The following is a 25,513-nucleotide window of genomic DNA, read 5'->3' as shown; positions in this document are numbered from 1 at the left end:
CTCCTCCCGCGGGCGTCCCTCTCTCGGACGCCTCTTGTTTATCGATATTTTCTATGTTTGTATATTTTCAGATAGAACACAAGGGGAGGCCAGCGTGAAACTTGCGACATTTCGGGCGGAAGGCGGGGAGCGGATCGGCGTCGTCCATGGCGGCGATTCCAAGCTTTTCGACCTCACCGCGGCCGCCGATCGCGCTGGCAAGAGCAATCCGGCGTTCGGCTCGATGCTGTCGTTGATCGATGCCGGCGAAGCTGCGCTCGACGCAGCACGCGCGCTGGTCGAGCGCCATGGCAGCGACGAAAGCCTCTCGCGCGACGTCGGCGGCACCGAGCTGCTGGCCCCGGTGCCGGAGCCGCGGCAGATGCGCGACGGCATGTCGTTTCCGCTGCACATCCTGCAGGCGCCGCGCGGCCAGCGAAAGCTCGCGGCGCGGCAGCGCGGCGACGCGGAGGAGCTCGCGCGCATCGATGCCGAGCCGCTCGGCGAATTGCCCGAGGTCTATCGCAAGGTCCCGATCTTCTACATCACCAACCGCTTCAGCGTGCGCGGCCCCAACACGACGGTGAAATGGCCGCGCTACAGCAAGGTGATGGACTATGAGCTGGAGTTCGGCATCATCACCAGGGGCAAGGGCAAGGATATTCCGGCCGCGAAGGCGCGCGATCACATCTTCGGCTTCACGATCTTCAACGACTTCTCCGCGCGCGACACGCAGCGCATCGAGATGGACGGCCGCCTCGGCCCCTCCAAGGGCAAGAGTTTTGACGGCGGCAACGTGATGGGGCCGTGGATCGTGACCCCCGACGAGATCGGCGATCCCTATCGCCTGAAGATGGAGGCGCGCGTCAACGGCGAGGTGCGCTCGCGCGGCGTCAGCGAGGGCATGCTGTTCCCGTTCGAGGAGCTGATCGCCTATATCAGCAAGGACGAGACTCTGATGCCGGGCGAGTTCATCGGCTCGGGCACCGTCGGCAATGGCTGTGGCCTGGAGCTCGGCTGGTATCTCGAACATGGCGACGTGATCGAGCTCGAGGTCGAGAAGATCGGCATCCTGAAGAACAAGGTCGAGCGGCAGGACGTCTGATCCTGCTGCCGACGACAACAACCAAGAACGATGACAAGAGAGGACCGCCCATGGCCCGCAGACTGATCGACATCTCCGTGCCCTTGCAGAACGACGTGCCGGCCGATCCGCCGGGAGCGCACCCGACCATCCAATACATTGATCACCAGCAAGGCCTGCCGCGGATGCTGCAGTTTTTCGACGGGCTGAAGGCCGAGGATCTGCCGGACGGGCAGGGCTGGGCGGTCGAGCAGGTCAATCTGTCGACCCACAACGGCACGCATCTCGATGCGCCCTGGCACTTTCATCCGACGATGAACCGCGGCGAGCGCGCCTGGACCATCGACGAGGTGCCGCTGGAGTGGTGTCTGCAGCCGGGCGTGAAGCTCGACTTCCGTCGTTTCCCGGACGGCTATGTGGTGACCGCGAGGGATGTCGAGGATGAGCTCAAGCGCATCGGCCACACGCTGTCGCCGCTCGAGATCGTCGTCGTCAATACCTCGGCCGGCGCGCGCTTCGGCCAGGCCAACTACGTCAACTCCGGCTGCGGCATGGGCTATGAGGCGACGATGTATCTGCTTGAGCGCGGCGTGCGCCTGACCGGTACCGACGGCTGGAGCTGGGACGCGCCGTTCGTGTTCACCGCGCACAGATACGCCGAGACCCACGATGCCGCGCTGATCTGGGAAGGCCACAAGGCCGGACGCCATATCGGCTATTGCCATCTGGAGAAGCTGCACAATCTGGAGCAACTGCCGTCGACGGGCTTCATGGTGTCGTGTTTCCCGGTCAAGATCGAGCGCGCCTCGGCCGGATGGACGCGGGCGGTGGCGATCATCGAGGGGTGAGGCGCCTAATCTCCGATTGAAGTCACGACATGGGTTCTGGCGCGTTTGATCTTCGCGTCATTCCGGGGCGGCGCGCGCCAGCGCGACGAGCCCGGAATCCATCGAGCCGCGCGACGTGCTGAAGGATGGATTCCGGGTTCGCGCTGCGCGCGCCCCGGAATGACCGAGGAGAGGACTCGGCAAAGCCAGAGAGGGAGCTCGTCGCGCGTCGTGGTGACAGTTGCGAGCCGACCTTGACTACAAAATCAGGCCGCTCTCTCTCATCTCGCTTTAGCAACTACACGCCAGCATGACCTCGTTCCGCCGCAGCATCGGCAGGGTCCAGGGCGGATTGTAGAACGCGAGCAGCGGCGATCCGGTGACGGTCAGCCCCTTGCGCTGCGCGTAGTCACGCAGTTGGCGAGTCTTGTCAGCGATGATGCCGTCGGAGGTGGAGCCCGAAAAGGTGATCGCGACCATGCGCTGCGCAGACTGGGCCGTCAGCTTGATCCGGGCATCGGCCGGCGGCGCAGAGTGTCGAGCGACCAGTTCGAGGGCATCACGAAGCTGATGCTCCAGCGGTCGCTGGCGACGCCATCGGCGGGCGCGATGGTGGCCTGGCCTGCTGCTGCACCGGCGCGGTCATGGCGATCTTCGTCTTCGCACGGTTGGCGCCGAAAATGTAGCCGGCGATGATGCGAAAGCCTTCCTCGATCGCCGGCTTGCGCGCGCCCTGCACCTCGGCCTGCACGATGATCATCGGCGCATAGGCGCGGATTTCGAAGTCGCCATCGCGTGAAACGACGTCGTATCTGGCATGTTCGACCCGGCTCATAAGCGGCCCTGCGGCAATGGCGGCACCGGCGAGGACAAGCACGGTGGCGCCTGCGAGCCAGATCAGCATGCGGCGTCTCCTCGGTGGTGTCGTCTCGGTCATGGCGGTTGCGCCGTCAGGTTTGAATAACGAGGAAACGCGAGCGAAGGTCCGGCAGATCACGTGCCGGGTGCCCGCCTGCGGTCGTCCTTCGCGACGCCCGACTGTAGCGTAGCCCGGATGAGCGCAGCGATATCCGGGATCGCACGAGGCGTAGGGACCCCCGGATGTCGCTGCGCTCATCCGAGCTACGCGCGTGCTGATGGCGGTGCGTGCCCGTCGGGCGACTCGGGCTCGGGCGCGACAAGAAGCGCCGCCCCGCAACCCCTCTCATGATCCAGATCGTGCCTGCGCCGAAAACGAAAATTCCGCAGCGCGCTCAGCGCGATCACCTCTGTCCAGATCTCGGCGCAAAAATTTCCCACTTTCGTTTTATCGGAAGGTATGCTCTCCTCCCTCCATCCCGCCTCATTCAGAGGGGCGTACGCGTCGTCACGATACGTTGAGGCGGGGAGCGGTGGCCGCGGGTCTGTCAGGCGCTTTTGCGCAAGACGACTGTCAGCTCGCGGACGTTCAAGCCGTGTGGTCCTGGCGCCCCGATGCTGGCGCCAAGCCTGTTGCCGACCTGACGGGTTGCGCAGGTGACGGGGGCAAACAAGCCGGTCCCCGGGGAGAGCTCGGAGCAGACGTTCACCCATCGCGCAGGGAAGGCCGGGTCTGTCCGGCTGAACCTGTGGTTCCTGCCGCCTGCATTTTTTCCGCAGGCGGGCCACGGGCCTCAGTCGAGGTCCGGCCTTCCCTGCGCCCTCGCGTTTCCGGCGAGGGTCTTGAGCATCGCTTCGGGCGCGTGTTGCGCTGCGAGAGCGACGGCGCGTGCGCGCATGGTGGCGCTGGCATACTGGATATGCTTATCAGTTGAGCGGGGCGCCGATGCTGGTGCGCCACCACCAACAAATCAGCCGGCCGCAACGGCTGATCCCAGGAGGAAACCCATGGCAGACACCTCACGCCGCGATCTTCTCGTCGCCGGCAGCGCCGCCGCAGCGGCTGCGATCATGACGGACACCCACCCTGCCGCGGCACAGGCCGGGCCGAAGCCGATCTTCGCCGTGCCGGCGACCACGATTCCGATCGCCGGCGAGCAGGGCGTCTTCCCCGTCCGCCGCATCTACTGCATCGGCCGCAACTACGCGGCGCATGCCATCGAGCGCGGCTCCGATCCGAACCGCGAGCCGCCGTTCTTCTTTCAGAAGCCGACCGACGCGATCCAGAATGTCGCGATCGGCGAGGTCGCCGATCATCCCTATCCGTCCCTGACCAAGAACTATCATCACGAGGTCGAACTGGTCGCGGCGCTGAAATCCGGCGGCACCAACATTCCCGCCGAGTCCGCGCTCGATCATGTCTATGGCTACGCGCTCGGCCTCGACATGACCCGCCGTGACCTGCAGAACGGCATGGCCGCCGAGAAGAAGCCATGGGAGATCGGCAAGAGTTTTGATCATGCCGCTGTGCTCGGCCCGATCCATCCGGTGGCGAAGGTCGGCCACTTCACCAAGGGCGCGATCTCGCTCGCGGTCAACGGCACGGTCCGGCAGAACTCCGACCTGACCAAGATGATCTGGAACGTCGCCGAGCAGATCGCGAAACTGTCCGAGGCGTTCGAGCTGAAGGCCGGCGACATCATCTATTCCGGCACGCCGGAGAATGTCGGCCCGGTCGTCAAGGGCGACGTGCTCTTGTGCAAGCTCGAGGGCCTGCCGGACATGTCGATCAAGATCGTTTGAGTGGAGGGGCTGGATCACACGTCGTGTGCAGCATGTTAACGCTGCCGATCGGAACGGAAGTCGCCGCCGCAATGCCGGTACGCTCCTTCTCCCCGCACGCGGGGAGAGGCGAGCAGCGAGCGTCGCTACGCGCGCTATCCAACAAGCGCGGCAGCCGCAGCCATCCCTCCGGATGCTGCGACTGCCGCCGTGGCGCTCGCGGCGCCGCGCCTCTCATCGCCTGCCGGACGGGAACTATCGTTGTTCCCGCGCAAACAGGCGCTGCCACCCGTTCGCAAGTTTGTGGCCCGACAAAGAGCCGCCGGGCACCGCCGCCTATCGTTGCCCTGCATCAGCCGAGCGAACGAGGGCAGCCGTGGCCATCACCATCGAGATCGATCACGCCAAGACGAGGCGCATGGCGCAGGGCCAAGGCCAAAGCCAAAGCAAGGGCCAGGGTCAGGCTCGCGGCCCGGCACGGTCGTTGCGCAGCGCTGGCGGCCCGGTGGTTCCGCAGGGCGTCAAGGGGCCAATCCGGCGGCTGAAATGGCTGATTCTCGTTCTGACGCTCGCCGTCTACTACATCACGCCGTTCGTGCGCTGGAACCGCGGGCCGAATGCGCCGGGCCAAGCCGTGCTGCTCGATTTCGCCCACGGAAAGCTCTATCTTGGCCCCGCCGAGATCTGGCCGCAGGATCTCTATCTCATCACCGCGGCGATGCTGCTGGCGACGTTCATCCTCGTCCTGGTCAACGCGCTGGCCGGCCGCCTGTGGTGCGGCTTCGCCTGTCCGCAGACGGTGTGGACCGACCTGTTCCTCCTCGTCGAGCGCCTCGTCGAGGGCGACCGCCGGCAGCGGCTGAAGAACATCGGCGCGCCGCTGACGGCGCGGCGCATCGCACAGATCGCCACCAAGCACGCGCTGTGGATGGCGATCGCGCTCGGCACCGGCGGCACCCTGATCTTCTACTTCACCGACGCGCCGGAGTTGCTGCGCGATCTCATCCATGGCGAGATGTCGGCGACCGCGCTGACCTGGACCTTGGTCTTCGCCGGCACGACCTATGGCCTCGCCGGTTTCGCGCGCGAGCAGGTCTGCACCTTCATGTGCCCGTGGCCGCGTCTGCAGGGCGCGATCTGGGATCCGGAAGCCTTCACGGTGAACTATCGCGATTATCGCGGCGAGACCCGGATGTCGGCGAAAAAGGCCGCCGAGGCGCGATCGCAGGGGTTGCCGGCCGGCGATTGCGTCGATTGTGGCGCCTGCGTCGCGGTCTGCCCGATCGGCATCGACATCCGCCAGGGGCCGAGCTTCGCCTGCATCAATTGCGGCCTCTGCGTCGATGCCTGCGACGGCGTGATGGCCAAGCTCGATCGTCCGCGCGGCCTGATCGACTACGAGAGCTGGCGCAACATCGAGCGTGGCCGTGTCGGCGAGCCGCGTGTCTCACGGCTGGTGCGGCCGAAGACGATCGGGCTTGCGCTGGCCTGCGTCGCTGTCGCCGGCGTGATTGCTGTTTCGTTCGTCACGAAGACCACCGCCGTGCTGTCGGTGCAGCACGATCGCGATCCGATGTCGGTGCGGCTGTCGGATGGCTCGGTGCGCAACGGCTATACGGTGAAGCTGCTCAACAAGTCGTCCGCCGTGCGGAGCTTCAAGCTCGGCATCAGCGGCATCGATGCGGCGCTCGCCATCGTCGGCCATGCGGCGGCGGATGCGATCGAGGTCGAGCCGGACGGCTCGGAGGCGCTGCGGGTGACGCTGACCATGCCCGAGTCTGTGGATGCCGATGTGACCTTCCAGGCGGTCGATGCGAGCGGGCAGGTCGTGCTGACCGCGCACGACCGCTTCGTCAACCGGTAGAGGAGGGCTCAGAGATACGCCTTCGGCAGCAGCATGTGGATGCCCTTGTTGCCGTCGACCAGCTGGGTGACGCGCAGATTGCCGGCCAGCGAGCACAGCATGTAGGCCTGGTTGCGCGACAGGTTGGTGCGGGCGCAGACGTGCTTGACCATCTCGCGCACCGCCTGCTTGCTTGGCGGCGTCGTCGAGATCCTCGTCGAGGCCGATCGACATCAGGTGGGTGGCGTTCTCGGCGAATGGCCAGGTGATGTCCATGTCCTTGCGCACGGTGAGGCGGAAGGTGCCGGTGACGCCGGTCTCCAGCGCGGTGATGCAGACCTCGCCGTCCGCCGTCATCGGCCGCTATGCCTCAGTGCGCTACGGGCGCTGACCGATCCTGCTTCTTCCGCTGGGATCACCGGCCGGATCGCTCCGGCCGACGATCTGCTGATTGCTGCAAGCTCAGGTCGCGAGCTGATTGCCGATCGGCAGCGCCCGCAGGCGCTTGCCGGTGGCGGCAAAGATCGCGTTGGCGAGCGCCGGCGCGAATGGCGGCACGCCCGGCTCGCCGACGCCGCTCGGCGGCGTGTCGGCATCAACGGGCACGATGTGCACGTTGGTGACCAGCGGTGCCTCGTCGATTCGGACCACCGGATGGTCGTCGAAGTTGCGCTGCTGCACCCGGCCGTTCTTGAAGCTGATCTCGCCATATTTGGCGAGGCTCAGCCCCATGATCGCGGCGCCTTCGAGCTGCGAAGCGATGCGCTCGGGGTTGACGAAGGTGCCGCAGTCGATCGCGGTGTCGACCTGATGCACCACAAGCTTGCCCTTGTCGTCGACCGACACCTCCACGATGGTGGCGATGTAGCTGACGAAGCTGCGATGCGCGGCGATGCCGAGGCCGTGGCCCTTGGGCACCGAGCGGCCCCAATTGCCCTTCTCGGCCACGAACTCGACGACGCGGCGCAACCGGCCGGTGTCGATCGGGTAGCTCTCGTAGGGCTCGCCGTAGTTCCAGAGATCCTTCACCGAGGCGAGCTTCAGGACGCGCGGAGTGCCGATCAGATCGAGCAGCATGTCCTTCTGGTCGCGTCCGGTCGCGTGGGCGATCTCGCCGACCATCGATTGCACGGCGAAGGCGCGCGGGATGTTCGAGACCGAGCGGAACCAGCCGATGCGGGTCATCGCCTTGGCGGCGGGATTCTCACATTGGATGTTGGCGATCTCGAACGGCATGTCGACGAGGCCCATGCCGAGCTCGAACGGCGCGGCATGATCGGCGCCCGCCGCGAAGGTCGACAGGATGGTCGGCGCGACGCTGCGGTGGCGCCAGGCCACCACCTTGCCGCTCTTGTCGAGCCCGGCTTCGATGCGCTCCACCGACACAGTGTGCAGGAAATCGTGATGGAGGTCGTCATCACGCGTCCACTGCACCTTGACCGGCGCGCCCAGCGTCTTCGACAGCAGGGCAGCCTCGAGCGCGAAGTCGCATTTGGACTTCCGCCCGAACCCGCCGCCGAGCAGGGTGACGTTGACGGTCACGTTCTCCGGCGGGATCTGCAGCGTCTTGGCGACATCCTCGTGCGTGCCGCCGGGGCTCTGCACAGGCGCCCAGATTTCGGCCTTGTCGCCCTTGACGTCGGCGACCGCGACCGGCGGCTCCATGCTGGCATGGGCGAAATGCGGCAGGTAGTACTCGCCGGTGATCACCTTGTCGGCCGACTTCAGCGCGGCCTCTGCATCGCCCTCCTGGCGCACGACGAGACCCGGCTGGCGTGCGGCGGCTTCGAGCTCGGCGCGATAGGCGACGGAGTCGTAAGCAGCATTGGCGCCGTCGTCCCATTCGACCTTGAGCACGTCGCGACCCTTGATTGCAGCGCCGGTGTTGCGCGCGATCACGGCGACGCCGCCAAGCGGCTGGAACTTCGACGGCCAGGGCCAGCCCTTGACCTCGATCACCTGCTCGACGCCGGGCACCTTCAGCGCCTCGGCCGGATCGAACGACTTGACCTTGCCGCCGGTGACCGGCGGCCGGGCGATAACCGCGTATTTCATGCCGGGCAGGCGGACGTCGGCTCCATAGCGCGCCTTGCCGACGGTGATGTCGTGCAGATCGACGATACTGACCTGGCCCTTGCCGAGATAGCGGAAGTCCTTCGGCGACTTCAGCTGCACGGTGTCGACCGCAGGGACCGGCAGATTGGCTGCATCGGCCGCGAGCTCGCCGAAGCCGAGGCGGCGGCCGCTGGCGCTGTGCACGACCTCATGATTGACGGCTTTCACTTCGCTCGGCGGCACGCCGAGGCGCTTGGCCGCCGCGGCTTCGAGCATCGCCCGCGCCATGGCGCCGATCTGTCGCATCGGCAGCAGATAGTGCCGCGTGCTGCGCGAACCGTCGGTATCCTGGTTGCCGAACTTCACCTCGTCGCCGGGAGCCTGCACGACGCGCACGCGCGACCAGTCGGCTTCCATTTCCTCCGCCACGATCAGTGGCAGGCTGGTACGCACGCCCGTGCCCATCTCGGAGCGGTGGGCGAGGATCGACACGATGCCGTCGGGGGCGATCGAAACGAAAACCTTGGGATCGACCACGGTGCCGTGCGGCATCTTGCCGGCGCCGGTTTCATAGGCGGCAAACGCCGGGCGCGACAGCAAGGGAGCCGCGAGCACGAACCCGCCGGCGAGGCCCAGCGTCTGCAGGATGGTACGGCGCGAGACGTTCTCGACCTTGAGATGCCGCTCGAAGCCGCGGCGAGACGCGGACTTTGCGATGTCGGGATTTGCGATGATGCTCATGATCACACCCCCGTCGAGGCCAGATGGACCGCATTCTCGATGCGCTGATAGCAGCCGCAGCGGCAGATGTTGCCGGCCATCGCATCCCTGATCTGGTCATGCGACGGCTTGGGATTCTCGTTCAAGAGTGCGGCCGCCTGCATGATCTGCCCGGCCTGGCAGAAGCCGCATTGCGGCACGTTGACCTGCCGCCACGCCTTCTGCACCGGATGATCTCCAGTCGGATGCAGACCTTCGATGGTGGTGACCTCCCGTCCCGCGACATCCGACACTGCGGTGATGCAGGCGCGCGCCGCTTCCTTGTCGACTATCACGGTGCAGGCGCCGCACAGCGCCGCGCCGCACCCATATTTCGTTCCGGTCAAACCCAGCTCGTCGCGCAGATACCACAGCAGCGGCAGGCTCGGATCGCCATCCCAGCTCTGCTCCTGTCCGTTGATTTTCACCTTGATCATGTTCGCCCTCGCTCTGTCGGACCAATGGTCGCTGTTCTGATCGTTGGTGGACGCGCGCGGGACCACATGTCCTTACGTGCACGCGCCGGATCAATCGAGAGTTGTCGGAAAACGACTAATGATAGCAGACCGGGACAGGCGTCGGTCTACACAGGCGCGTGTGTTGTCAGAGCAGACGAGCGCTGCGCGTGCAGCCCGCTGCAATGCAAATGCGGAACAATGGGCGGTGCGCCGACAACAATGGCGGCCGCCAGACCAAAACGACGACAAAAAAGAATGCCTCGCCAGCGTGGGGCAGGCGAGGCACCAAGTCTTCAGGAAGGAACGCTTCAGTTGGTACGCTTGGTACGTGGCGGCCGTCAGGCCGCCTTTGCTTTCGCCACGTGGGTGGCAATCGCATCCATCAGGGCCGGCGACAGGCAGTCATAGGGCTCGAGCCCCAGCTCCTTCAATCGCGCCCGAATCTCGCCCATCTGTTCCGGCTTCACGCCCGACTCGATCACCGAGGAGACGAAGGCCGCAAAGCCCGGCGCGGCCGAACCCTGCTCCTGGAACAGCTCGGGGTGAATGAAGTCGAGGCCGTAGAACGGGTGGCCCGTGTTCTCGATGCGGCCATACATATGCGTGCCGCAGCCGGTGCAGGCGTAACGCTGGATGACGGCGGAGGGATCGACGATCTTGAGCTTGTCGCCGTTCTCCAGCACCGTGACGTTCTGCCGCGGCACCACTGCAACGACCGAGAAGGTCGCGCCGGAGGGCTTCCAGCATTTGGTGCAGCCGCACGCGTGGTTATGCGCGACATCGCCCTTGATGCCGACCTTGACCGGCCGGTCGTGGCACTTGCAGACCAGCGTGCCGCCGGCGAAATGGCCGCTTCCCTGTTTGACGCCGTTATCGACGGACGGGTGGATGTGGACAGTCATGGCGCAATCCTCCTCAGTTTTGCGTGCTTGGGGTCAGAACACGACGACGGAACGGATCGATTTGCCCTCATGCATCAGGTCGAAGCCCTTGTTGATGTCTTCGAGCTTGAGCGTGTGGGTGATCATCGGGTCGATTTCGATCTTCCCGTTCATGTACCAGTCGACGATCTTGGGAACGTCGGTGCGCCCGCGCGCGCCGCCGAACGCCGTGCCCTTCCAGACGCGTCCGGTGACGAGCTGGAACGGGCGGGTCGCGATCTCCTTGCCGGCTTCGGCGACACCGATGATGATCGATTCGCCCCAGCCGCGATGGCAGGCTTCCAGCGCCTGGCGCATCACCGTGGTATTGCCGGTGCAGTCGAAGGTGTAGTCGGCACCGCCATCCGTCAGCGCAACCAGATGCTGGACGATGTCGCCGGTCACCTTCTTCGGGTTGACGAAGTGGGTCATGCCGAAGCGGCGCCCCCATTCCTCCTTGCTGTCATTGACGTCGACGCCGACGATCTTGTCGGCGCCCGCCATCCGCGCGCCCTGGAGCACGTTGAGGCCGATGCCGCCGAGGCCGAAGACGATGACGTTCGAGCCGGGCGTGACCTTGGCCGTGTTGACGACTGCGCCGACGCCCGTGGTGACGCCGCAGCCGATATAGCAGCTCTTGTCGAAGGGCGCGTCCTCGCGAATCTTCGCGACCGCGATCTCCGGCAGCACGGTGAAGTTGGAGAAGGTCGAGCAGCCCATGTAGTGGTAGATGGCCTGGCCCTTGTAGCTGAAGCGCGACGTGCCGTCGGGCATCAGGCCCTTGCCCTGCGTGGCGCGGATCGCGGTGCAGAGATTGGTCTTGCGGCTGAGGCAGCTCTTGCACTGGCGGCATTCCGGTGTGTAGAGCGGAATGACGTGGTCGCCGGGCTTGACCGAGGTTACGCCAGGGCCGACCTCGCGCACGATGCCGGCGCCCTCATGGCCGAGGATCGAGGGGAAGATGCCCTCGCTGTCGAAACCGTCGAGCGTGTAGGCATCGGTGTGGCAGATGCCGGTGGCCTTGATCTCGACCAGTACCTCGCCGGCCTTCGGCCCTTCGAGGTCGACCTCGACGATCTCCAGCGGCTTCTTGGCTTCGAAAGCGACCGCGGCGCGCGTCTTCATGTCTCAAACTCCTCTTTCATTCTCTTGAGCCCGCGACGCTGCCCAGGGAAACTGTTCAGGCGCGGTCCCCGTCGTCAGTCATTTCTTGCCCATGCAGGAGTTCTCCGCTTCCGTATAGGCTGGCGGTTTGTCCTCGTGCTTGGCCGGGCGAACGCGTCCCACCGCGTCATTGCCGCGGGCGCGCAGGTAGATGTAGAGGTCGTCCATGTAGCAGGCCACGTTCGGATTGTCGCCGAAAGCCGGCATGACGTTCTCCTGGGACGTGCTGACATTCTTGCGGCCGCTGGCGATGACACCGATGAAATCGCCGTAGCTCATGGTCTTGACCGAGTCCTTCAGCGCAGGCGCATAAGTCGATCCCATGCCGTCGGGCCCGTGGCAGACGTGGCATTCGGAATGATAGCGGCGGTATCCGGAGTAGGTGTACCAGTCGACCGATCCGTCGGCGCCCACCTTGTAGGTCGGATTGCCATCCTTATCGAAGTACTTCCCGTCTTCGGACTTGACGGCCGCAGGATCTCCCGGACTTTCCGCCCAGGCATTTTCGGCGACATTCATCCCGCCGGTTGCCAGGATCAGAGCCGTGGCGACCGCAAAACAGATTCTACGCAAGGGCGTCTTCCCTTAATTTTCTGGGGCAGGCGAACCGGCGCATGGACGAAATCCATGCGCCGGAAGCAGGTGCCTAGCTCACTGCTGCGGGAGCGAGAACACGGTGAGCGCGCCGCCCAGGGCGGTGTAGTTGCTCAGCGCTGCGTAGCCGCCGACCGCACCGAGACCGGCGGTCGGATCCGTCAGGCCCGCCGCGAGACCGATGCCGGCCCAGCCACCGACACCCGAGAGCACGGCGACATACTGCTTGCCGCCTGCCTCGTAGGTCGTGACGTTGCCGATGATGCCGGACGGAGTCTTGAACTTGTAGAGCTCCTTGCCCGTCTTGGCATCGACCGCCTTGAGGTAGCCTTCGAGCGTTCCGTAGAACACCACGCCGCCGGCCGTTGCGAGCGCACCCGACCACACCGAGAACGGCTCCTTGTTCGACCAGGCGATCTTGCCGGTCTTGCCGTCCCAAGCGATGAAGTTGCCCATATGGGTCTCACCCGCCGGCGGATACATCGACAGCGTCGCGCCGACATAGGGCTGACCTGCGGTGTAGCTCACCTTGAAGGGCTCGTAGTCCATGCAGACATGGTTGGTCGGAACGTAGAACAGCTGCGTGTCCGGCGAGTAGGCGGCCGGTTGTTCGTCCTTGGTGCCGAGCGCCGCCGGGCAGATGCCCTTGGTGTTGACGTCTTCACCCTGCTTGTCGGTCGAGTATTGATCGACAACCTTCGGACGGCCGTAGGTCGGCGAGTTCTTGTCCATGTCGACGCCGGTGGTCCAGTTCACCTTCGGGTCGAACTTTTCGGCGACGAGGAGCTCGCCGCTGGCACGGTCGAGCGTATAGCCGAGGCCGTTACGATCGAAGTGCGTGAGCAGCTTGCGCGGCTGACCGTTGATCGACTGGTCCGACAGGATCATCTCATTGACGCCGTCATAGTCCCACTCGTCGTGGGGCGTCATCTGATAGACCCATTTCGCGACGCCGGTGTCTGCGTGGCGGGCGAAGATCGTCATCGACCACTTGTTGTCGCCGGGACGCTGCTTCGGGTTCCAGGTCGAGGGATTGCCCGACCCGTAATAGACCATGTCGAGCTGCGGATCGTAGGAGATCCAGCCCCAGGTGCAGCCGCCGCCGGTCTTCCACTGATCGCCTTGCCAGGTCTTCAAGCTCGAGTCCTTGCCGACCGGCTTGCCGAGCGCGGTGGTGTTGGCATCGAACAGGATCTGGTCATCCGGACCTTCGGAATAGGCCTTCCAGACCTGCTTGCCGCTCTTGATGTCGTAAGCGGTCATGCTGCACTGGACGCCGAACTCGCCGCCGGACGTGCCGACCAGGACCTTGTCCTTCACCACCAGCGGCGCCGAGGTGCCGGTCTGGCCCTTGGTCGGATCGCCGTTGACGGCGGTCCAGACATGCTGGCCGGTCTTGGCGTCGATCGCCACCAGCTTGTCGTCGGCCTGATGCAGGAAGATCTTGCCGTCACCATAGGCGACGCCGCGGTTGACCGTGTCGCAGCACATCACCGGAATGACGTTCGGGTCCTGCTTGGGCTCGTACTTCCAGACGATCTTGTTGTCCTGCGCGAGATCGAGCGCATAGACCTTGTTCGGGAACGGCGTATGCACATACATCAGGTTGCCGATGATGAGCGGTCCGCCTTCATGGCCGCGCAGCACGCCGGTGGAGAAGGTCCACGCGACCTGCAGCTTGCCGACGTTCTGGGCGGTGATCTGGTTGAGCTTGGAGTAACGCGTATTGGCGTAGTCTCCCGCCGGCATCACCCAGTCCTTCGGGTTGGCCGACATCTTGACCAGCTCTTCACTGGCCCACGCGCCACCCGCGGCAAGCGCCGCGACTGACGTCAGACATGTTGCGAGTAGCACTCTTCGCATCGTCTTTCCTCCCGGGTTCAACTGAGGTTCCGCATCACGCGGCCCAGTATTCGTTTTCGGCATCATTGATTATCCACTTCCCAACCGGGAAACTTGCCCAAAAGAGAAAAGAGCTTGCTCAAGAGTGAAGCGAATAGAAGTTTTTGAAGGAGATTTTGCTTTGCTGGTCCGCAACATGAGGGCCACTCTTGCTGCGCAGCATCAATTTGCAGCATCGCGGTTCCACCGAGGGTTGACGTTTCCCTTGACCTTACAGAGATGAAGGCGGAGGATCAGATAGGGCGCGTTATGGAACGAGTGCGCCGCGAAAGAGCCGCAGCCTTAAAATGGGAGCAATCTTGCTGCAGTCTCGTTCGCCGTCCTGCGGCGGACCCGTTGCGTTTCGATCATGAATCGGTGGATGAAACATGTCCGATACGATCCGCTCGCTTAATACTTCGGGCTTCTCGCCGAAGAGCCAGATCCAGCGTTGGTCAGATGCACTGACCGACCTGTGCGGACGTTTCGATGTCGATCCGCTGGAGGGGGCCTCATTCGAGGGGCGCATCAATTTCACGACGGTATCGCGCCTGAAGCTCTGCCAGATCGAGGCCAGCCAGCACCGCATTGCGCATTCCTATGCGCGTGCGCAAAAGGCGGCACATCCCTACATCAAGATCTTGTTCCAGACCTATGGAACGTCCTATTTCGAGCAGGATGGCCGCCAGATCGAGATCGGCCCCGGCGATTGCCTCGCCTACGATGTGTCGTCGCCGCACACGATCATCAGCCCCGCGTTGACGCGCCATGACGTTGTCATCGTGCCCAAGGAGCTGTTGCAGGAGCGCGGTTTCCGGTCGGAGAAGATGCCGGCATACAAGCTGTCGGCGCGGAGCGGGACCGGTCGGATTGCGCATGACGTCACCCATGCCGCGTTCGACGAGGCGACCCGGCTGTCGCCCAACTCGGCGGCCAGCGTCGCCGAGTCGCTGATCGATCTACTGCTGCTGCCGCTGCGCGAAGCCGATCGAATGCTGGACCGTGCGGGACCCGAGGCGGTCTATATCCGCGCTCAAGCCTTCATCCGCGAGCATCTGCGCGATCCCGATCTGTGCATCGATCAGATTTCGGCGGCCCTGGGTTGCACCAAGCGCTACCTTCACATGGTCTTCAGCGATCGTGGGATGACGGTCAGCGACTACATCTGGCGGGCCCGGCTTCAGCATTGCCGTCAGGAGCTGGAGACGCAGAGCGGCAAGACCATCACCGATGTCGCGTTCTCATGGGGTTTTTCGAGCTCGTCGCACTTCAGTCGCGTCTTCCGCAAATATTTCGGCGTCGTGCCATCGTCGGTTCACAAGACTGCGGCGCGCTGAGCGGTCGTGGAGCGACCGCGCTAGCGTGCGCCGCTCCGGATGATCCTCTGGAATGCATCGCCGAGAATCACCGGCTCGCGCGGCGGAAGATAGGTCAGTCCGGCGGACCGACCGAGATTCGCCAGGGCCCCGGAGCCGTCGAGCTCCGTCAATGCCTTGTCGACCGATGTGATGAGTTCGGCCGAACTGGCCAGCCCGACATAACCTCGGTTCACGCCGATCGGATAGCTGTAGCCCGACCCGCCGAGCTTGGTGTCGGGATGAGCCGCCCGATACGCATCGAAACGTCTGCTATCGAGCAGGGTCGCGTCGAACTTACCCTGTTCGAGCGCGCCGAGCAGATCGTCCCGCGCCGGAATCAAATGAGTGATGTCGTCGATCAGCCGTCCCTTGTCGAACGTCATCAGGATGGCATCCGCCAACGTGCCGCTCTCGATTGCCAGCCGCAGCCCGGCCAGATCGCCGATGTCGGTGATCGGGCGCGGTTTCGCGGAAGGTCCGAGAACGACGGTCAGTGTTGAGAACATATACGGCTTGCTCGGCATCAGCGTGCCGAGCGGAACACGGCGACGGCGATCGTCGCGCGTGGCGCCATCGAAGTCCGGCAGCTTGGCCGTCTTGACGCCCGGCGCAACCAAACCGTCCTGCGTGAACGCATAGCTGCCGAGCAACGAACAGCGTCCGTCCGATAGCAGTGCATTCGCCTCCAGCGCTGGACTGGAATCTTCGTCCAATTTGCTCTCGTACCACTGGATCTCGAGCTTCCTGCCGAGGCGATCGGCGATCGCCTGACCGAGCAGGACATCGAAGCCGCCGCCGGGCTTGCCACGATGATGGGCCGAGAGCGGCGGAAGATTTTCGTCGAGGCAGATGCGCAGCACGTCGTCAGCGGCTGAAGCCGCTGACGACACCGTCGAAATCATCAAGGCGGCCAACCAACAGCAGAGATGGCGTATCACTGCGCTCTCCGGCTCGAAACGTAGGCCCACAGCGCGGTGATCTCGTCATCGCTGAGAATGTCGCCCCAGGGCGGCATGCGGCCGTTCTTGCCCTGCTTCACCGTGGTGACGAAACGAGGCTGGTCATCGGGAAACCGGCGCAGGTCGGGCGTCACAGTGCCGGAGTTCACCATGTTGGGCCCGTGGCAGTGCGAGCACTTCTGAGCGAACGTCGTCTTGCCGAGGTCGACCTGGCTGTGTGCAGCGCTGCCATCTTGTTGTTGGGCGAGGGCGGTCGTCGATGGCACGGCCAAAGTCGCCATGACGGCGGCGAAGGCCGCCGCCGTTCTCATGAACATGGTCTGTCTCACGGGCGATCCGCACTCAATTCTTGACCGCGAAGACCCACAACGAGCCGCCTGCCGGAACGTTGGCGAGGCGCTCGTCACCGGAGAACAGCGAGTAGACGCCGCCGTAGCCGGAGGTGACAGCGACATACTGCACGCCGTCCTGCTGCCAGGTGACGGGCTGGCCCTCGATGCCGGAGCCGGTCTGGAACTGCCACAGCTTCTTGCCGCTGTCGGCGTCGAAAGCTTCGAACTCGCCGGTCAGCTTGCCCGAGAACACCACGCCGCCTGCCGTGGACAGCACGCCGGAGAAGCGCGGGATGTCGCTCGGCTGCTCCCACTTGGTCTTGCCGGTCATCGGATCGATGGCCTTGAGCTGACCGCGCGGCCCTTCCGGCCAATCCCACAGATCCGTCAGGTCCATGCCGAGGTACCACTCGCCGGCCTTGTAGGTCGCAGGCTCGGTCTTGTAGTGACCGCCGAACACGAGCGTATTGGCATAGGCCAATCCCGTTTGCGGATTGAACGACATCGGCTCCCAGTTCTTGCCACCGAGGATCGACGGATAGACCGTGACCTTCTTGCCCTCGCGCGCATCACGCGTCACGTCGGTCTCGACCGGCTTCCCGGTCTTCAGGTCGATGCTGGAGGCCCAGTTCACCTTCACATAGGGGTTGGCCGCGAGCAGCTTCCCATTGGTGCGATCGAGCACGTAGAAGAAGCCATTGCGGTTAGCGTTCATCAGCACCTTGGTCGGCTTGCCCTCGACGTTCATATCGGCGAGCACCATCTCCGCGACCGCGTCGTAGTCGAACGGATTGTTCGGCGAGAACTGGAAGTGCCACTTCATCTTGCCGGTCTTCGGATCGAGCGCGAGCACCGAGCAGGTGTAGAGGTTGTCGCCCGGGCGCACCGCCGCGTTGAACGGTCCGGGATTACCGACGCCCCAGAACACGGTGTTCTGCTCGGGATCGTAGGAGCCGGTGATCCAGGTCGAGCCGCCGCCCAGCTTCCAGGTGTCGCCCTTCCAGGTGTCGCCGCCGGGTTCATCCGGGCTTGGGACCGTGTGTGTGCGCCACAAATGCTTGCCCGTCGCGGGATCCCAACCATCGATGAAGCCGCGGGTGCCGAACTCGGCGCCGGAGATGCCCGTCAAAACGACGCCGTCGGCGACCAGCGGCGCGACGGTCATCGAGTAGCCTTCCTTGATATCGGCGGCTTTCTGGCGCCACAGCTCCTTGCCGGTTTTGGCATCGAGCGCAATCACGTTGGCATCGAGCGTCGTCCGGAACACCTTGCCGTCGTACAGTGCGGCGCCGCGATTGATGATGCCGCAGCAGACCACGCGCGGCGTCTCGGCGGGATAGTCGATCTTGCTCTTCCAGATCTGCTTGCCGGTCTTGGCGTCGACGGCCATCGTCGCATTGTGGGTCGTGACGTAGAGCACGCCCTGATAGACCAGCGGCTGCGATTCTTCACTGCGATCATCGGCGAAACTGTAGTTCCAGACCGGGACCAGGTTCTTGGCGTTGTCCTTGTTGATCTGGGTGAGCGGGCTGAACCGCTGCAGATTGTAGCCCATGCCGTAGTTGAGGACGTTTGCCGTATCAGTTGCACCCTTGACCAACTGATCGGCGCTCTGCGCGCTTGCACCATGTGATGCAAAAATGGCGAGGCCTGCGGCCAGCGCGATCCGCTTCATTCATTTCCTCCGAGATTTTTATGCGCGCCTATCCTGACGCTGCGGGAACAACACTCCCCTCGAAATCAGGAACCGTCAATACGAAAAGGTGGCAACGATCCTCGTCTCATCGGGAAGCCCTCCTCGTCCGATTCGGACGGGACAGCCAAGCCGTTGTCGCTGCTCGCTGATCGAGTTCGGCATGATGGCACCGCTCCTATGCTGCGTTGCGGCATGAAGATTGCTTCACTGCACCATGCCGGGACAACAGAGGAGTAGGCGGATGAGACGAACCATCCTTTGGCTCGGCATGCTTTGTTGCCTTTGGGTGAGTGCGAGTGCGCGTGATCTCGGTCAGTGGGGAGCGGTCGATCCTGCATTGCGTCAATGGTACGAGGCGTTGATGCAGCCCGATGTCCCGACGGCATCATGCTGCGGTGAGGCTGACGCCTACTTTGCCGATGAGATCCATGTCCGCAACGGCAAGACCTATGTCATCATCACCGATGACCGTCCCGATGAGCCGCGTGGCCGTCCGCACATCGATGTCGGTACCGAAATCGAGGTCCCCGATCACAAGCTGAAGTGGGACAAGGGAAATCCGACGGGGCACGGCATCATCTTCCTGAGCCGCAATCGATATGTGTTCTGCTATGTGCAGCCGGGCGGTGCGTGAGCGAAGCTGCCGTCCCGCTCAGGGGGCACGTCCTACGAGGATTGAGGCGGAACGGCGTCCAGCCAGGCGGCTGGATTTTTGTTTCGTTCAATCGATCGCCAACCGCTGGGAAATGCTCCACGGTTGCGGAGCCTTGCGTTCCACCTGATGCGGTCCTAGCTTCGACGTCGGCGCGAGCAATGCGTCAGTCAATGATAGTCGAACTTGGGAGCTTGAAATGGCCTGGAAGACACCGAAGATCGTCGAAGTGCCGGTTGGCATGGAAATCAACATGTACGCCTGTGCGGCGCGCAAGTAGCGCGTAGCGGTCTGCCAAGCCACGAAGAGCAAAATTTGCTTCGGACTGGCTTGGCGGATCCATTCTGCAGACGACCCGCGAGATCGTCCCGGCGACCGGCCTCTCGGCCGATCGGGTATGACGGGCACACCGCCGAACGTTGGTGACGGCCTGAGGACCGTCCAAGGATCAAACGTCCTGCGTGTCGAAGATATACAGATCGACGCCGCCATCGGCGAAATTGGGCAGATCGCCCGCCGCCGCCTTGCCTTCGGCAGAGCCCATTCCCGCCTGCAGCGCCTGCATCGAATCGAATACCAGGGTGGCAACGAGGTGGATGTTGGTGGCGCCCGTCGGCCCATTCACGGGGCCGCGGCTGATATCGTAGCTCTTCAGGCCGGGAATCTTCTTCGCCAGCGGCACGTGGACGTTCATGTAGTGTTTGTCGAACGCCTCGGCGCTCTTGGGGGTCTTGTAGAGTACGAGAACCTTGGGCATCTGCTTCCTCCGCATTCGCTCTTTTTGAGGTCGATCGACCGAGTCCATTGCAGCCGATCTGCCGGTTCGGATCAAGCGTCAGGGCCGGCTTGGTCCGGGGATGGTCGTTCCAGCCTTGGTTCCGCTGGATAATTTGTTGCGCAAAGAGAAACTGATGCAGCCGGATGTCGTAGTTTCAGGTACGTTGCTTCAGGCTTATCGAAGGACAACGAGCCATGAGCCCCATCGATCTCGTCATCACCGTCTGCGCAGTCCTGTCTCCGGCCACCTGCGAGGAGCAGCATCTCGTTTTCGCAGATGGCGGCGCCTCTCTGCAGCAATGCGCGATGAAGGCGCCGCCCTACATCGCCCAGTGGATCGGCGAGCACCCGAAATGGACGGCAGTGCGGTGGCGCTGCGAATATCCGCACACTAACGACAAGGCCTGAGGCCGGTTTGGCCGTCGGCGCGCTGGCTGCCTACTTCGTGCACTCCTTGAGGTCCTTGTCCGCGACCGAGATCACGGCGTCGGCCTTGATGTCGAGGCCGCGTACGACGCACTGCCGCTCGCCGGCATAGCTCACCTTGGCGTCGTAGCGCCCAGGCTCGATGCCGGTGAGCTTCAGCCGTTCGTCGTGATCGAGCTCTTTGTCCTTGTCGCTCAGCGTCTGGTTCGGACCCCAGTTGTTCTGGCCGGCCGGAGAGAGCTGAAAACCGGTCATCGTTGCGGTGGTCAGATTCCAGAGCCGGATGCCCTTGCTTTGTGCGACGGCTGCGAGCGGCATGGCGAACAGAATGGTTGCCGTCACGGCGAGTCCGCGTTTCATGGCATTTCCCTGGGTTTCCGACGTCCTTTGATTGCCATGACTATGACACGGAAAAATCCAGTCGCGCCAGATCGGCCTTGGTCGCCGCAACGGTGTCGTTGTTGCGCTGCGCGCGCGGCAGGTCGATCGGGACGGCATGCAGCAGACGGGCGGGGCGCGAGGATAGCAGGAAGATCCGGTCGCCGAGCCGCGCCGCGTCGTCCATGCTGTGCGTGACCAGGAGCGTGATCATCGGCCTGTTGGCCACCAGCGTCGCAATCTCCTCGCGCAGCCGCGCGGCGAGCGCGTCGTCGAGCGAAGCCAGCGGCTCATCCAGGATGAGGAAATCCGGCTCGACCGCAAAGGCGCGCGCCAGCGCGACGCGGCGGGCGAGGCCGAGCGACAACTCGCCTGGAAAATGGCTGCGATGTCCCTCGAGCTCGAGCACGCCGAAAATCGCGGCCAGCCTGTCCTCGGCGACACCGGGCGCTGCCAGCCGGACGTTGTCCTCCACCGATCGCCACGGCAGCAGCCGCGGCTCCTGGAACACCATCGCCAGCCGGGCTCCCTCAGGCCGCGATACCTGGCCCTGATAGTCGTTGTCCAGACCGGCGAGGATCCGCAGCATCGTGCTCTTGCCGCACCCGGAGGGGCCGACGACGACGCCGACCTCGCCCCGCTGCAGCGCAAAAGCAATGCCCGCAATCACCTCCTGGCGCTTGCCATTGGCGCTGGTGTAGCTCTTGGACCTGATATCGACCTCAAGCCGCACGGAGCCGCCACCTCGATGCGCGCTGCTCGAACGGCTGGACGATGACGGCCTCGATCACCAGCACCACGGCAGCAAAGCTGAGCGAGTAGGCGAGCAGCAGCGGAATGTCGAACAGCTGGAAGGCGACGCCGATCTCGAAGCCGATGCCGTTGGGCCGTCCGAGCAGTTCGGCCACCAGCACGATCTTCCAGACCAATGAAAGGCCGGAGCGCGCGGCAGCCGCAATATAAGGTGCGAGCTGCGGCAGCAGGACGTGGCGGAGGATGCGTCCGCGCGAAAAGGCAAACACCTTGGCCATCTCGTCGAGCGATGGATCGAGCGCGCGGGCGCCTTCGCGCAAGGTGACGACGGCGGTCGGCAGCTTGTTGATCGCGATTGCTGCGATCGCAGCGACCTCGGTGAGACCGGCCCAGATATAGGCGAGCACGATCACCACCAGCGCTGGAAGATTGAGCAGCAGGATCAGCCAGGGATCGCCGAGGCGGTTGGCGAGCTGGCTGCGCCCCATCAAAAAGCCGATTGCCGAGCCGAGTGCCATCGACAGAGTGAAGGCGAGGGCGACGCGGGCGAGCGTTGCGCCGAGATGCAGAAACAGCGCGCCGGACCGCGCCTCCGCCACCGCAACCGCAAGCACGGCCGATGGCAATGGCAGCTTGGCGCTGCCGGCGACAGCCGCGGCAATCCACCAGGTGGCGAGCAGAAGCGCAAAGGACAACAGCCGCAGCACTAATCCCTCGCATCCGCCCTGTAGTAGGTGCCGGGACTGAGCTCAGCCGCAGGGCCGACCAGATCGCGGCCGCCGATCGAGGCGAGCACGCCGTAGAGAACGCGGGCGTCAGCCTCTTCCTCGGCCACCGGCCGGCGCGGAATACCTTCGCGATAGCGGTCGCGGTAGGCGCGCAAGGTGGCGTCGTCCTGTGCGCCGGTCAGCGGGGCGATCGTTTGCCAGTCGGCGTCGGAAGTCGCCAGGATCTCCTTGGCCTTGGCCGTGACGGTTAGGAAGCGTGCGACGAGATCGCGATGCTTGGCGGCCCAGTCCTCGTCGAAGACATAGCCGATCATCGCGGTGCGGCCCTTGGCGCCGAATGGCGGCAGCAGGTCCTCGATGCCGGCAAGCCGGCGGAAGCCCTTGGCCTCCAGGGCCGCGCAGAAATTCCAGAAGTTCAAGCCCGCATCCATCTCGCCGTCGGCCAGCTTGGCGGCCAGCAGCGGCGGTGCCCCATAGGTGATGGTTGCCTGCGATTTCAGATCGACGCCGTCGCGCTTGAGCGTGGCCTGCAGCAGCAGCCAGCTCTTGTCGAGCGGGCCGCCGGCCACCGCGAGCTTGCGTCCCTTCAGATCGGAAAGTGTCTTGATCGGTGAGGTCGCCGGCACCATCACGGCGCCGAGCGCGCTCGAATAGGGATAGAAGGTCAGCTTGGCGCCGAGCGCACGCTCGCGCGACACCCACAGCCAGTCCGATACCATGATGTCGGCATTGCCGGCACGCAACGCGATCTTGCCGGCCTCCGGGCTCGCAAGCTCGACCGCATCGATCGCGATATCCGCCTGTTTGTCCAGCTGGCGGGCGCGGATCACGGCCAGCTCCCAGGCGAGGGTGCCGGTCTTCTGCACTGCAACCTTGACGGTCTCGGCGGCGCAGCATGCCGTGACCGGCAGCAGGGCGCAGGCGACAATCGCCATCAACAAACGACCGATCTGCGTCATGAGCCCGTCTGCATTTCCTCGAGATGTGTTCTTTTCAGCCTCATTCTCTTAGCATAGCTTCGGCTGCGATGCCGCGGAGGACTGTGATGCGTAGTGCTGTTCCGGTAGGACCGATTGTCGCCACCCTCATTGCCATGATCGCGCTGCGCGGGTCGGCTCACGCCGAGGATCTCAACGACTATCCGACCTCTGCGCGGGCCGAATATGTGTTCGGCTGCATGAAGGCCAATGGCGAGACCCGGGAGGCGATCGCGCAGTGCTCCTGCTCGATCGACGTGATCGCCTCGATCCTTCCCTATGAGCGCTACGTCACGGCCGAGACCGTCCTCAGCATGTCCCAGGTGCACAGCACTCTCGGCACCCAGTTCCGCACGTCCGAGCAGGCCGCCACCGCGCTGAACGATCTCCGTCGGGCGCAGGCCGAAGCCGAAGTGAGATGCTTCTGAAGCGCTGCCGCTCTGCCGCATCAAGTTCCTGAGCCGTCGGCCGGCCAGTCGTGCTCGAACACGTGGCCCTGCGTATCCTTCGCTTCCGCACGGAATTGCTTGGCGCCGTTCGACACGTAGGTGAAGCGGATATTGGGATCCTCCGAGATCGAGATGCCGCCTTCGACCGACAGCACCAGGCTGCCGTCCTGCGACAGCGTCAGCCGGTCGATGAAGAAGGCCGGAATGTAGAGCTGCGTCACCTGGTCCATCTGGAGCCCGGAATTGTTGGGATGCCCGACCATGACCTGCGCTTCGCGGATGCCGCTCGTGGCGCCGTCGCTGCTCTGCGTGAACTGCCGGTAGCGCATCTGGCCGATGCGCGCCTTGGCCTCGTCCGGATTCTTCGCCGCCGGGGCCGAGCAGCCTCCGGAAGCCTTGACGAAGGTCTTGACCACATAGAGCTGGCCGTCGGTGAGCTCGGCCACCGCATGCACATCCGTGTAGTTGTTGACGCGGACCCGCGTCGAGATCGCGGTCACGTTGGCGTCCGCGCCGAGCGTGAACTTGGCCGCCATGGGCGCGGGATTCTGGTCGATCACCAGCGTGATGGTCTTGATGCGGCGCTCGTCGGCGGGCGACAGCTTGCTGCGCAGGGTGACCGGAACCACCGAGGCATCCTCGGCGCGCGTCGGCATCTCGATCGACAGCACATTGCTGCCGTCCTGCATCGCCTTGTTGTTGAAGATGTCCTGGACTAGTCCCGGCCAGGGATCGTAACCATCAGCGGCCTTCGCAGGTGCGAAGGCAAACGCGAGGCATGCCCCGAGAAGCAGGGTGGACGGCAGGTGGAGCCGGATCATGGCGCAATCCTCCTCGGGCAGTCGGGTGAATTAACGATCATAGCGCGTCGCCGCCCTCATTCCCATTCCATTTCCGAGAATGCCGCAGTCGCGTTGCGGGCATTGTAGTCGTCGAACAGCTCCCATTTGCCGCGCTCCGATCCGGCGGCCCCAGCGGCGTCCGCGATCGGCTTGCCCGCCTTGATCAGCCCGCGAACGTCGTGGGCCAATATGTCGAGGTAGCGACGCTCGTCGCTGAGCGCCAGTGGCCACGGGCTGACAGGGCCATGGCCCGGGACGACGCGCTCGGCCGGGATGATCGCGAGCGCGGCCATGTCGGCGATCCAGCCGCGCAGGCTGCCATCCATCACCGGGATGTGACGCAGGAATACGAGATCGCCGGCGAACAAGATCCGGCTCCGGTCATCATAGACGGACAGGTCGCAGTCGCTATGCGCGGTGCTCCAGGCCTTGAGCGTGAGGGTACGGCCGCCGAGGTCGAGCATCATCTCGTCGTCCACGAGGATCGACGGGGCGACGAGACGGACCTCGTCGATCAGCTCGGCGCCCATCAGGCGCCGGAACGCCTCGATGTAGTGCGGTCCGCGCAATGCAAGCGCGCGCGGCAGGTTCTTGGCGCCGACGAAGCGCGTGCCGTCGCCCTCGAATGCCGCGTTGCCGAATGCGTGATCCGGATGGGCGTGAGTGTTGACGACGTAGCGCACCGGCTTGGCGGTACGGGCGCGGATCGCTGCCAGCAGCGCGCGGCCTTCGCGGACGCTGCCGCCGGTGTCGATCACGGCGACCGCGTCGTTGCCGACGATGAAACCGACATTGGCGATGGCGCCCTCGTTCGCCGCGTTCATCAGCGCGGTCTGGCCGACGTGAACGAACACGCCGGGCGCGATCTCGCTGACCTCGAGTTCCGGCGGCATGGCAAGAGCGGCGCTGCCTAGCGCCAGCGCCCCCCAGGCGGTGATCGCGATGATCAATTGTCTCACCATCGGCTTGCCTTGCTCGCGTG

Annotated in this window: 27 protein-coding genes and 1 pseudogene; 9 read left to right on the top strand and 19 right to left on the bottom strand. The window is 64.4% G+C overall.

Features of this window, described 5'->3' with window-relative positions; genetic code table 11:
- Positions 1 to 94 precede the first annotated feature (94 nt).
- Together QX039_RS04735 and QX039_RS04730 are read left to right on the top strand one after the other, a co-directional pair.
- Complete coding sequence (locus QX039_RS04735) at positions 95 to 1,084, top strand: fumarylacetoacetate hydrolase family protein (RefSeq protein WP_315771610.1); 990 nt, start codon at positions 95 to 97, stop codon at positions 1,082 to 1,084.
- Positions 1,085 to 1,134: 50 nt separating this feature from the next.
- Positions 1,135 to 1,911, top strand: a complete 777-nt coding sequence (locus tag QX039_RS04730) for a cyclase family protein (protein WP_315771608.1) — start codon at positions 1,135 to 1,137, stop codon at positions 1,909 to 1,911.
- Positions 1,912 to 2,181: 270 nt separating this feature from the next.
- Here the strand turns inward: QX039_RS04730 and QX039_RS04725 are convergent, their stop codons facing one another.
- Both QX039_RS04725 and QX039_RS04720 read right to left on the bottom strand, forming a co-directional pair.
- Positions 2,182 to 2,370: a heme-binding protein gene (locus QX039_RS04725; protein WP_315771606.1), complete on the bottom strand. Its 189-nt coding sequence runs from the start codon at positions 2,368 to 2,370 to the stop codon at positions 2,182 to 2,184.
- Between the two features lie 79 nt (positions 2,371 to 2,449).
- Positions 2,450 to 2,794, bottom strand: coding sequence for a heme-binding protein (locus QX039_RS04720; RefSeq protein ID WP_315771604.1), 345 nt, complete (start codon positions 2,792 to 2,794; stop codon positions 2,450 to 2,452).
- A gap of 962 nt (positions 2,795 to 3,756) precedes the next feature.
- Between QX039_RS04720 and QX039_RS04715 the strand changes: the two genes are divergently transcribed.
- Positions 3,757 to 4,551 (top strand): fumarylacetoacetate hydrolase family protein, encoded by a 795-nt coding sequence (locus QX039_RS04715; RefSeq protein WP_315741259.1) that lies wholly within the window; start codon positions 3,757 to 3,759, stop codon positions 4,549 to 4,551.
- 355 nt (positions 4,552 to 4,906) lie between these two features.
- Positions 4,907 to 6,394, top strand: a complete 1,488-nt coding sequence (gene ccoG, locus QX039_RS04710; RefSeq protein ID WP_315771602.1) for a cytochrome c oxidase accessory protein CcoG — start codon at positions 4,907 to 4,909, stop codon at positions 6,392 to 6,394.
- An 8-nt stretch (positions 6,395 to 6,402) separates the two neighbouring features.
- On the opposite strand, the pseudogene QX039_RS04705 reads toward ccoG, so the two are convergent.
- The 7 genes and pseudogenes from QX039_RS04705 to xoxF5 form a co-directional block, all read right to left on the bottom strand.
- Positions 6,403 to 6,721, bottom strand: a pseudogene (locus QX039_RS04705) (amidase); the annotation flags it as partial.
- A 114-nt stretch (positions 6,722 to 6,835) separates the two neighbouring features.
- On the bottom strand, positions 6,836 to 9,169 hold the full coding sequence (locus QX039_RS04700) for a xanthine dehydrogenase family protein molybdopterin-binding subunit (protein WP_315771600.1): 2,334 nt from the start codon (positions 9,167 to 9,169) through the stop codon (positions 6,836 to 6,838).
- Positions 9,170 to 9,171: 2 nt separating this feature from the next.
- Entirely contained in the window at positions 9,172 to 9,624 is a 453-nt protein-coding gene (locus tag QX039_RS04695; RefSeq protein WP_315741262.1) for a (2Fe-2S)-binding protein, read from the bottom strand.
- Positions 9,625 to 9,983: 359 nt separating this feature from the next.
- Positions 9,984 to 10,547: an S-(hydroxymethyl)glutathione synthase gene (gfa, locus tag QX039_RS04690; RefSeq protein WP_315713222.1), complete on the bottom strand. Its 564-nt coding sequence runs from the start codon at positions 10,545 to 10,547 to the stop codon at positions 9,984 to 9,986.
- A gap of 33 nt (positions 10,548 to 10,580) precedes the next feature.
- Positions 10,581 to 11,690 carry an S-(hydroxymethyl)glutathione dehydrogenase/class III alcohol dehydrogenase gene (locus QX039_RS04685; RefSeq protein WP_315756267.1) on the bottom strand — a complete coding sequence of 370 codons (1,110 nt, stop codon included), beginning with the start codon at positions 11,688 to 11,690 and terminating at the stop codon, positions 10,581 to 10,583.
- Between the two features lie 78 nt (positions 11,691 to 11,768).
- A complete protein-coding gene (locus QX039_RS04680) occupies positions 11,769 to 12,248 on the bottom strand; it encodes a c-type cytochrome, methanol metabolism-related (protein WP_315741285.1) in 480 nt (159 codons plus the stop codon).
- 132 nt (positions 12,249 to 12,380) lie between these two features.
- Complete coding sequence (xoxF5, locus tag QX039_RS04675; RefSeq protein ID WP_315741264.1) at positions 12,381 to 14,186, bottom strand: lanthanide-dependent methanol dehydrogenase XoxF5; 1,806 nt, start codon at positions 14,184 to 14,186, stop codon at positions 12,381 to 12,383.
- A gap of 407 nt (positions 14,187 to 14,593) precedes the next feature.
- Here xoxF5 and QX039_RS04670 point away from each other — a divergent pair, with 407 nt between their 5' ends.
- Positions 14,594 to 15,541 carry a helix-turn-helix domain-containing protein gene (locus QX039_RS04670; protein WP_315741265.1) on the top strand — a complete coding sequence of 316 codons (948 nt, stop codon included), beginning with the start codon at positions 14,594 to 14,596 and terminating at the stop codon, positions 15,539 to 15,541.
- A gap of 20 nt (positions 15,542 to 15,561) precedes the next feature.
- Here QX039_RS04670 and QX039_RS04665 read toward each other — a convergent pair whose 3' ends face one another.
- From QX039_RS04665 to QX039_RS04655, 3 genes are read right to left on the bottom strand one after another with little or no spacing between them, the layout of a single operon-like run.
- Positions 15,562 to 16,464, bottom strand: coding sequence for a transporter substrate-binding domain-containing protein (locus QX039_RS04665; RefSeq protein WP_315771716.1), 903 nt, complete (start codon positions 16,462 to 16,464; stop codon positions 15,562 to 15,564).
- Positions 16,465 to 16,496: 32 nt separating this feature from the next.
- Positions 16,497 to 16,838, bottom strand: a complete 342-nt coding sequence (locus QX039_RS04660) for a cytochrome c (RefSeq protein WP_315771598.1) — start codon at positions 16,836 to 16,838, stop codon at positions 16,497 to 16,499.
- Between the two features lie 25 nt (positions 16,839 to 16,863).
- A complete protein-coding gene (locus QX039_RS04655; RefSeq protein ID WP_315741267.1) occupies positions 16,864 to 18,528 on the bottom strand; it encodes a methanol/ethanol family PQQ-dependent dehydrogenase in 1,665 nt (554 codons plus the stop codon).
- A 382-nt stretch (positions 18,529 to 18,910) separates the two neighbouring features.
- Here QX039_RS04655 and QX039_RS04650 point away from each other — a divergent pair, with 382 nt between their 5' ends.
- Both QX039_RS04650 and pqqA read left to right on the top strand, forming a co-directional pair.
- Positions 18,911 to 19,183 carry a hypothetical protein gene (locus tag QX039_RS04650; RefSeq protein WP_315741268.1) on the top strand — a complete coding sequence of 91 codons (273 nt, stop codon included), beginning with the start codon at positions 18,911 to 18,913 and terminating at the stop codon, positions 19,181 to 19,183.
- A gap of 217 nt (positions 19,184 to 19,400) precedes the next feature.
- On the top strand, positions 19,401 to 19,481 hold the full coding sequence (gene pqqA, locus QX039_RS04645; RefSeq protein ID WP_009031067.1) for a pyrroloquinoline quinone precursor peptide PqqA: 81 nt from the start codon (positions 19,401 to 19,403) through the stop codon (positions 19,479 to 19,481).
- 168 nt (positions 19,482 to 19,649) lie between these two features.
- Here pqqA and QX039_RS04640 read toward each other — a convergent pair whose 3' ends face one another.
- Entirely contained in the window at positions 19,650 to 19,958 is a 309-nt protein-coding gene (locus QX039_RS04640; RefSeq protein ID WP_315741269.1) for an EthD family reductase, read from the bottom strand.
- A gap of 215 nt (positions 19,959 to 20,173) precedes the next feature.
- On the opposite strand from QX039_RS04640, the gene QX039_RS04635 reads away from it, so the two are divergent.
- Positions 20,174 to 20,386 carry a hypothetical protein gene (locus tag QX039_RS04635; protein WP_315741270.1) on the top strand — a complete coding sequence of 71 codons (213 nt, stop codon included), beginning with the start codon at positions 20,174 to 20,176 and terminating at the stop codon, positions 20,384 to 20,386.
- Between the two features lie 30 nt (positions 20,387 to 20,416).
- On the opposite strand, the gene QX039_RS04630 is transcribed toward QX039_RS04635, so the two are convergent.
- The 4 genes from QX039_RS04630 to QX039_RS04615 are packed head-to-tail and all read right to left on the bottom strand — an operon-like array spanning position 20,417 to position 23,222.
- Positions 20,417 to 20,764, bottom strand: a complete 348-nt coding sequence (locus tag QX039_RS04630; protein WP_315756261.1) for a hypothetical protein — start codon at positions 20,762 to 20,764, stop codon at positions 20,417 to 20,419.
- A 40-nt stretch (positions 20,765 to 20,804) separates the two neighbouring features.
- Positions 20,805 to 21,515 carry an ABC transporter ATP-binding protein gene (locus QX039_RS04625; protein ID WP_315756260.1) on the bottom strand — a complete coding sequence of 237 codons (711 nt, stop codon included), beginning with the start codon at positions 21,513 to 21,515 and terminating at the stop codon, positions 20,805 to 20,807.
- Positions 21,505 to 22,242, bottom strand: coding sequence for an ABC transporter permease (locus QX039_RS04620; RefSeq protein WP_315741273.1), 738 nt, complete (start codon positions 22,240 to 22,242; stop codon positions 21,505 to 21,507). Before QX039_RS04620 ends, QX039_RS04625 begins: the two co-directional genes overlap by 11 nt.
- The gene (locus QX039_RS04615; RefSeq protein WP_315771596.1) at positions 22,242 to 23,222 is read right to left on the bottom strand and encodes an ABC transporter substrate-binding protein; all 981 of its coding nucleotides are present in this window, start codon (positions 23,220 to 23,222) and stop codon (positions 22,242 to 22,244) included. Before QX039_RS04615 ends, QX039_RS04620 begins: the two co-directional genes overlap by 1 nt.
- Before the next feature lie 86 nt (positions 23,223 to 23,308).
- Between QX039_RS04615 and QX039_RS04610 the strand changes: the two genes are divergently transcribed.
- Positions 23,309 to 23,668, top strand: a complete 360-nt coding sequence (locus QX039_RS04610; protein WP_315771594.1) for a hypothetical protein — start codon at positions 23,309 to 23,311, stop codon at positions 23,666 to 23,668.
- A 20-nt stretch (positions 23,669 to 23,688) separates the two neighbouring features.
- On the opposite strand, the gene QX039_RS04605 is transcribed toward QX039_RS04610, so the two are convergent.
- Positions 23,689 to 24,510, bottom strand: a complete 822-nt coding sequence (locus QX039_RS04605; RefSeq protein WP_315741276.1) for a quinoprotein dehydrogenase-associated SoxYZ-like carrier — start codon at positions 24,508 to 24,510, stop codon at positions 23,689 to 23,691.
- 56 nt (positions 24,511 to 24,566) lie between these two features.
- Complete coding sequence (locus QX039_RS04600) at positions 24,567 to 25,493, bottom strand: quinoprotein relay system zinc metallohydrolase 2 (protein ID WP_315771592.1); 927 nt, start codon at positions 25,491 to 25,493, stop codon at positions 24,567 to 24,569.
- Positions 25,494 to 25,513 lie beyond the last annotated feature (20 nt).

It is taken from the genome of Bradyrhizobium sp. SZCCHNR1043 (genome assembly GCF_032489675.1).
Taxonomy (GTDB): Bacteria; Pseudomonadota; Alphaproteobacteria; order Rhizobiales; family Xanthobacteraceae; genus Bradyrhizobium.
The sequence above is the reverse complement of the archived record's forward strand: the minus strand, read 5'-3'. Positions and strand labels throughout refer to the sequence as shown.

What these genes read in the sequence shown, in the direction of transcription:
- QX039_RS04730 (WP_315771608.1), top strand. Translation starts at nt 1,135, where the DNA reads ATGGCCCGCAGACTGATCGACATCTCCGTGCCCTTGCAGAACGACGTG.
- QX039_RS04725 (WP_315771606.1), bottom strand. Translation starts at nt 2,370, where the DNA reads ATGGTCGCGATCACCTTTTCGGGCTCCACCTCCGACGGCATCATCGCT.
- QX039_RS04720 (WP_315771604.1), bottom strand. Translation starts at nt 2,794, where the DNA reads ATGCTGATCTGGCTCGCAGGCGCCACCGTGCTTGTCCTCGCCGGTGCC.
- QX039_RS04715 (WP_315741259.1), top strand. Translation starts at nt 3,757, where the DNA reads ATGGCAGACACCTCACGCCGCGATCTTCTCGTCGCCGGCAGCGCCGCC.
- QX039_RS04700 (WP_315771600.1), bottom strand. Translation starts at nt 9,169, where the DNA reads ATGAGCATCATCGCAAATCCCGACATCGCAAAGTCCGCGTCTCGCCGC.
- QX039_RS04695 (WP_315741262.1), bottom strand. Translation starts at nt 9,624, where the DNA reads ATGATCAAGGTGAAAATCAACGGACAGGAGCAGAGCTGGGATGGCGAT.
- gfa (WP_315713222.1), bottom strand. Translation starts at nt 10,547, where the DNA reads ATGACTGTCCACATCCACCCGTCCGTCGATAACGGCGTCAAACAGGGA.
- QX039_RS04685 (WP_315756267.1), bottom strand. Translation starts at nt 11,690, where the DNA reads ATGAAGACGCGCGCCGCGGTCGCTTTCGAAGCCAAGAAGCCGCTGGAG.
- QX039_RS04680 (WP_315741285.1), bottom strand. Translation starts at nt 12,248, where the DNA reads ATGAATGTCGCCGAAAATGCCTGGGCGGAAAGTCCGGGAGATCCTGCG.
- xoxF5 (WP_315741264.1), bottom strand. Translation starts at nt 14,186, where the DNA reads ATGCGAAGAGTGCTACTCGCAACATGTCTGACGTCAGTCGCGGCGCTT.
- QX039_RS04670 (WP_315741265.1), top strand. Translation starts at nt 14,594, where the DNA reads ATGTCCGATACGATCCGCTCGCTTAATACTTCGGGCTTCTCGCCGAAG.
- QX039_RS04665 (WP_315771716.1), bottom strand. Translation starts at nt 16,464, where the DNA reads ATGATTTCGACGGTGTCGTCAGCGGCTTCAGCCGCTGACGACGTGCTG.
- QX039_RS04660 (WP_315771598.1), bottom strand. Translation starts at nt 16,838, where the DNA reads ATGTTCATGAGAACGGCGGCGGCCTTCGCCGCCGTCATGGCGACTTTG.
- QX039_RS04655 (WP_315741267.1), bottom strand. Translation starts at nt 18,528, where the DNA reads ATGAAGCGGATCGCGCTGGCCGCAGGCCTCGCCATTTTTGCATCACAT.
- QX039_RS04650 (WP_315741268.1), top strand. Translation starts at nt 18,911, where the DNA reads ATGCAGCCCGATGTCCCGACGGCATCATGCTGCGGTGAGGCTGACGCC.
- pqqA (WP_009031067.1), top strand. Translation starts at nt 19,401, where the DNA reads ATGGCCTGGAAGACACCGAAGATCGTCGAAGTGCCGGTTGGCATGGAA.
- QX039_RS04640 (WP_315741269.1), bottom strand. Translation starts at nt 19,958, where the DNA reads ATGCCCAAGGTTCTCGTACTCTACAAGACCCCCAAGAGCGCCGAGGCG.
- QX039_RS04635 (WP_315741270.1), top strand. Translation starts at nt 20,174, where the DNA reads ATGAGCCCCATCGATCTCGTCATCACCGTCTGCGCAGTCCTGTCTCCG.
- QX039_RS04630 (WP_315756261.1), bottom strand. Translation starts at nt 20,764, where the DNA reads ATGAAACGCGGACTCGCCGTGACGGCAACCATTCTGTTCGCCATGCCG.
- QX039_RS04615 (WP_315771596.1), bottom strand. Translation starts at nt 23,222, where the DNA reads ATGACGCAGATCGGTCGTTTGTTGATGGCGATTGTCGCCTGCGCCCTG.
- QX039_RS04610 (WP_315771594.1), top strand. Translation starts at nt 23,309, where the DNA reads ATGCGTAGTGCTGTTCCGGTAGGACCGATTGTCGCCACCCTCATTGCC.
- QX039_RS04605 (WP_315741276.1), bottom strand. Translation starts at nt 24,510, where the DNA reads ATGATCCGGCTCCACCTGCCGTCCACCCTGCTTCTCGGGGCATGCCTC.
- QX039_RS04600 (WP_315771592.1), bottom strand. Translation starts at nt 25,493, where the DNA reads ATGGTGAGACAATTGATCATCGCGATCACCGCCTGGGGGGCGCTGGCG.